Source organism: Bacillus cereus group sp. BfR-BA-01382 (genome assembly GCF_022663475.1).
GTDB classification, from domain to species: Bacteria; Bacillota; Bacilli; order Bacillales; family Bacillaceae_G; genus Bacillus_A; species Bacillus_A thuringiensis_S.
Window position 1 is genome coordinate 86,418 of sequence record NZ_JAKUFQ010000012.1, and the last position, 6,107, is coordinate 92,524.

Sequence of the window (6,107 nt, forward strand, 5' to 3'; positions counted from 1 at the left end):
TTATGTGGGGGGCATTTTTTTTACTCTAATATGTTTTTTAGTGTATCGATATGCTCTTTTGAACCTGTTACAAGTAATGTATCACCGTGTTGTAGTCTTGTATCACCATGTGGTATTAATGCTTTATTACCGCGGTAGATTTGAATGACAAGTACATCACCTAAAAACGGGAGGCGGCGAAGCGCAATGCCGTTATATTTATTGCTGCGCAGTTCAACTTCGCGTACTGTTTCGTTTGCTGTTGTAATTAAGCGAACGAGACTAGGTTTATCAATAAGTGCACGTAATAAAATACGTGTAGAGTTAATTGTTGAGAATACAGCGATATGTTCTTGCGTTGCTTTTTCTTGTAGAAGTGGATCTTCTACACTTGCAATAACATGTTCAACACCTAGCTCTTTTGCATGTTCTGCCAATAATAAGTTTTGTTCATCATCGCTTGTTGCAACAACGACGCGATCTGCATCAAATGCTGTTTGTTCAGTTAATGATGCAATTGTGATGTCATCTAATTTCACGATAGGAAAGTCATGTGATTTCGCTTCTTCATCATTTATTTTGTTTTGACGCATCATATATAGCGTTACGTCATAATCTTCTCGTTTTAAATCTAGTGATAACGGAAGGGTAATTCTGCTCGCGCCAATAATAGCTACTTTTGGTTTTGGTGTTTCTACTTTTGGGAACATTTTTTTAAATAATATAGGTGCAAAAATACAAGTAATAACTGCGCTTAAAATAAGAGAGGCAGATAAACTTGGACTGATAATCCCCAGTTTTTCACCAATTTGTGCAGCCGCAATAACTAAAGAAAGTGTCGATGTTAATAAAATTGCACTTCCAAGTACGATATTACGTGGATACCATTTTCGTAAGACGAGTGATGGTAAGAGTTTTGAAATAAAGAGTCCTACAATTAAGATTGGGATCATTAGCATGCTAGAAGGTTCTTTGAAAATAGACCATACCTCTAGATTTACACCAACCATTACGAAGAAAATAGGGATGAAGAAACCATAGCCGATGGAATCAAGTTTTTCAACCATATCTTCATTTGGTGATAATAACGATACAAGTACGCCTGCTAAGAAGGCACCTAAAATATTTTCTGCTCCAACAGATTCCGATAAACCAACTAAGATTAAAATGAGTGCAAAAACAGCCCGTGTATCAATTTGTACACTACCAGCTTTTAAACTATCTAAGTATGGAATGTTTTTAAAGCGTTTTGCAATAAAGTAAATGACAATACCGGCACCGAATAGAAGAAGTAAGAGCCACATACTTTGGCCGCTTTCGGAATTTAATCCGACGAAAACAGCGAGTAAAATCATTGTAACTAAGTCTGCAATAACAGCAACTAATAAAATGATTTGTCCGATTGCAGTTTTTCCTAGGTTGTTCTCTTTTAATGTTGGTACAACAACACCTAAAGAAATAGTTGAAATAATTAAAGTCATGAACATTGCATTATCTACGAATCCTAGCCATACGAATAGTAATGATAGGGCATAAGATAAGATGAAAATAAATAAGAAGATAATGCTTGCTGCTTGAAATGTATTTGGCTCGTTTGTCGTATTTTTTTTCCCTTTTTGTTTAAAGATAGAAAAATCAATTTCTAAACCGCTTAAGAACATGAGGAAGATAAATCCTAATGTTGATAAAACTTGAAGCCATATATCTGGCTCAATAATATTAAACCCACTTTTACCTACAAAGATTCCTGCAATAATTTCTGCAACGACAACAGGAAGTGCTTTTAATTTAAAGCGTTGTAACAAAAGGGGAACGAAAAACGCGATTGCAACGATAACCATAAGTGATAGAACAGAAGTATGATGTTCCATTGCGTTCTCTCCCTTCAAATAAATATAGTACCTATTTAGCCATATAATAGGTAGAAAAGCAACGCATATGGATTCGATTTCATAAAGAAAGACTTTTCTTAACATTTGTCATAATAAGTATATTTTTCATGATTCTGTTGTTAATTCCGTAATGTGGATGTAATAGGGGAGGGGATAAAAAAAGACTGCTGAGGAATCTCAGCAGTCTTTTTCATGTACATTACATTGAGAAGAAGATCCATACAGTTAAACCAACTGTTGCAGTTGCAACGAAGAAACTGTATATCATTGTAAGAATTTGAACTCTTCCTTCTCCTTCTTTTAAATGCATGAACATAATTAATTGTAACAATGCTTGCGCAACAGCCATGATGATAATAGTTGTTAAGACTGTTGAAAGTGGCAATGTTGTGTAAAGTGCCACGTATAACGCTAGAAACGTTAATGCAAGCGATAAAATAAATCCGAAAACGTGTGACCAAGGGAATCCGCTATGCGCATGCCCATTTGCTTGATTGTTGTTTTGAGCCATTTACGCCACCATCCCGTTCAAGTAAACTAGTGTGTAAATGAAGACCCAAACAAGGTCAAGGAAATGCCAGTATAAGCTGATAATGAATACTTTACGAGCTGTAACTGGTGTTAGACCTCGTTTTAAAATTTGGATAATAACACAAATTGCCCAAATGATACCGCCTGTTACGTGGGCTCCATGCGTTCCAAGAAGAACGAAGAATGCAGATAGGAAAGCACTTGTTTGAATTGTTGCGCCTTCACCAATATACATAATGAACTCTTCAATCTCGAAGAATAGGAAACCTGCACCTAAAAGTAATGTAAGGACGAACCATCCAAGCATCGCTTTTTGGTTGTGCTTACGCATTTCGTGAATTACGATACCACATGTGAAACTACTTGTTAAAAGTAGTAATGTTTGAATTAAAAGCGTTTTAAGTTCAAACAGTTGCGCTGGAGTTGGGCCATCTGCCGTACGACCAGCAAGGACTAGATAAGAGGCGAAAAGTGTTGCGAACAGCATAATTTCAGCCCCAAGAAAAATCCAGAATCCTAGGATATTCAATCTGCTTTGTTCGGATTGATATTCCAAAGGTAAGCTTTTATCTAAAGCCGCCATGTCATTTCACCTCTCATGCTATATGTTCTGTTTCTTTAATTTCATCAACACTTACGTAGTAACCATCGTCATAATCGAATGAACGATAGATTAAGCAAGCTAAAATACCAATACCACCGATTGCTGCAAGCCAGAACCAGCTAAATACTAATGCGAAACCTGCAAGACCGAAGAATAAAGACGCAATAATAGGCACACCAGAGTTACTTGGCATGTGAATTGGTTTGATATCTTCTGCTGCTGGTGTAACTGTTTCTCCGCGTTTTTTCATGTACCAGAAAGCATCAGCTTCTTTAATTTCAGGAAGCTTTGCGAAGTTGTAATGTTGTACAGGAGATTGAGTTGCCCATTCAAGTGTACGACCATCCCATGGATCTCCAGTTGTGTCACGTTCACCGTGACGTGCACTCCAAATTACGTTGTAGCAAAGAAGTAGGAAGCCAATACCCATCATTACCGCACCAACAGATGCGATTTGGTTTAGCCATCCCCATCCAAGACTTTCAGAGTAAGTGTACATACGACGAGTCATACCGTCTAAACCTAAGAAGTACATTGGGAAGAAACAGATGTTAAATCCGCTCATAAAGATCCAGAATGTCCATTTACCTAGGCGTTCATTTAACATATGACCAGTCATTTTTGGATACCAGAATGTGAATCCAGCAAGCATAGCGAATACTGTACCTGCGATTAATACGTAGTGGAAGTGAGCAATTAGGAAGTAGCTGTTATGGTATTGATAATCAGCTGCTGCCATTCCAAGCATAACCCCTGTAACCCCACCGACTACGAAGTTTGGAATAAATGCCAATGACCAAAGCATTGGAACTGTAAAACGAATACGTCCTTTATACAGTGTAAACAACCAGTTAAAGATCTTAACCCCGGTTGGAATCGAAATCGCCATTGTCGAAATCGAGAAGAATGAGTTAACCGCTGGACCTGCACCCATCGTGAAGAAGTGGTGAAGCCATACGACGAAACTTAGTAAAGAAATTGCAACCATTGAGTATACCATCGCACTGTAACCGAATAGACGCTTACGTGAGAATGTACTAATGATTTCAGAGAAAATACCGAATGCCGGTAAAATAACGATATATACTTCAGGGTGACCCCATACCCAGAACAGGTTGGCCCATAACATCGGCATACCGCCGCTCGCCATCGTAAAGAAGTGAGCATCGAATAGACGGTCAAATGTCATTAATGCAAGAGCAACTGTTAATACTGGGAAAGCGAAAATAATGATAATTGTTGTAATTAAGATTGACCAAGTAAACATTGGCATTCTCATTAAAGTCATACCAGGTGTACGCATTTTTAAGATAGTAACAAGGAAGTTAATACCGGTCATTAGCGTACCGAGACCTGAAATCTGTAATGCAATTGCGTAGTAGTTATTTCCTACGCCTGAAGTAAACTCTGTACCTGCCATTGGGAAGTAAGAAGTCCACCCAGCGTCTGGAGAACCACCGATTACGAAAGCGATGTTGAATAACATTGCTCCGACAAAGAATAACCAGAAACTTAAAGCATTTAAGAACGGATATGCAACGTCACGAGCACCAATTTGTAATGGTACTACAAGGTTCATTAATCCCATAACGAATGGCATTGCCATGAAAAGAATCATTACTGTACCATGCGTTGTAAAGATTCCGTTATAGTGTTCAGCGTTTAAATAAGTTGTTTCTGGGAATGTTAACTGTGCACGGATCATTAAACCATCCATACCACCACGGAATAACATGATAACCGCAGAAATAATATACATGGCTCCGATTTTTTTATGGTCAACAGTTGTCAACCATTCGTCCCAAAGCCATTTCCATTTTTTATACTTTGTTAGTACGAAAATGATTGCTAATGTCACAAGAACGATAGAAGCGTCTGCACCGTAAATAATCGGGTCACCTGTGACAAAGAATTCATCAAGCTTCACTGTGTTCACTCCAATCTGTTGGAATAATAGCTATTATTTTTTGTTTTTGTAGTAGTTGTAATCACAATATTCAAGTGATTTTGGATCTACATAACTTAAGTGGTGACTAGAGAACGTCATGCGTCCAACTACACCAGGTTTAATAATTTCGTTGTACTTCTCTTCGGTTAACTTATCAGCCTTTTCTTGTACTTCTTTAACCCACTTGTCATATTTCTCTTTAGTTTTTGCTTCAACTTCGAACTCCATGTGTGTGAATCCTTCACCAGAGAAGTTCGCACTACGGCCTAGGTAAGAACCTGGCTTATCAGCTTGTAAATAAAGATCCATAATCATGCCATCCATTGTGTACTTCATACCACCAAGTTCTGGTACCCAGAAAGCATTCATTGGGCCGACAGAAGTCAGTTTGAATTGAATTGGTACACCAGCTGGGATATTTAAATAGTTAACGGTTTCAATTTTTTCCTCTGGGTAACTGAATAACCATTTCCAGTTTGCAGATGTAACATAAATTTCAACTGGTTTAATATGTTTGGACTCTTTCGGAACCTCTTCCGAAGCATAAGTTGCTTTTACTGTTGGAATCGATAATGCGATAACGATAATAACAGGAACAAGCGTCCAAATAATTTCTAGTAATGTGTTACCGTGTTGTTCAGGTGGCTCATAGTCCATATTCTCTGGTTTTTCACGATAACGAATCAAGATGACTGTAAACAGAATGAATACAATTGCGATAATTAATGACATAAGCAAGAATGACCAAACAATTAAATCATACTGTGCTTTTGCAACAGGTCCTTGCGGATTTAATACTGCGAGTTTTTTATCACAGCCACCGAGGAACAGAAGTAATGATAACGGAAGAAGCGAAGCCAACTTCCAAAACGCTTTCTTTAGTTGCACGATTGAAAATCTCCTTTCTCCTTGGATTGAAACTATGCCAATAAAACAATATAAACCTATTAATTTATAGAAGGCAATAGTTTTTGATATATTGTTAAAAAATAGACACAAATGCACACTTTTTAAGGTGAATATCATTTGTAACTTGATTACATTGTAAACTATTTTCCAGAGAAAAACGTGATTGTGAAAATTTTAAAATAAATAAAGTTATACCAGGATATCCAAGAAATAGAAAAAAGCTATCTTATCATAAGAAAGATAG

Annotated in this window: 5 protein-coding genes; all 5 read right to left on the reverse strand. The window is 37.3% G+C overall.

Going from position 1 to position 6,107, the window contains the following annotated elements; all coding sequences use genetic code 11:
• Positions 1 to 20 precede the first annotated feature (20 nt).
• Positions 21 to 1,850: a monovalent cation:proton antiporter family protein gene (locus tag MR160_RS08095; protein WP_000399955.1), complete on the reverse strand. Its 1,830-nt coding sequence runs from the start codon at positions 1,848 to 1,850 to the stop codon at positions 21 to 23.
• A 220-nt stretch (positions 1,851 to 2,070) separates the two neighbouring features.
• A complete protein-coding gene (gene qoxD / locus MR160_RS08100) occupies positions 2,071 to 2,382 on the reverse strand; it encodes a cytochrome aa3 quinol oxidase subunit IV (RefSeq protein WP_000068425.1) in 312 nt (103 codons plus the stop codon).
• Positions 2,383 to 2,985 (reverse strand): cytochrome aa3 quinol oxidase subunit III, encoded by a 603-nt coding sequence (gene qoxC, locus MR160_RS08105; protein WP_000729316.1) that lies wholly within the window; start codon positions 2,983 to 2,985, stop codon positions 2,383 to 2,385.
• A gap of 13 nt (positions 2,986 to 2,998) precedes the next feature.
• Positions 2,999 to 4,933 carry a cytochrome aa3 quinol oxidase subunit I gene (qoxB, locus tag MR160_RS08110; RefSeq protein WP_000762373.1) on the reverse strand — a complete coding sequence of 645 codons (1,935 nt, stop codon included), beginning with the start codon at positions 4,931 to 4,933 and terminating at the stop codon, positions 2,999 to 3,001.
• Between the two features lie 33 nt (positions 4,934 to 4,966).
• Positions 4,967 to 5,842, reverse strand: a complete 876-nt coding sequence (locus tag MR160_RS08115) for a cytochrome aa3 quinol oxidase subunit II (protein ID WP_001176164.1) — start codon at positions 5,840 to 5,842, stop codon at positions 4,967 to 4,969.
• Positions 5,843 to 6,107: the final 265 nt, after the last annotated feature.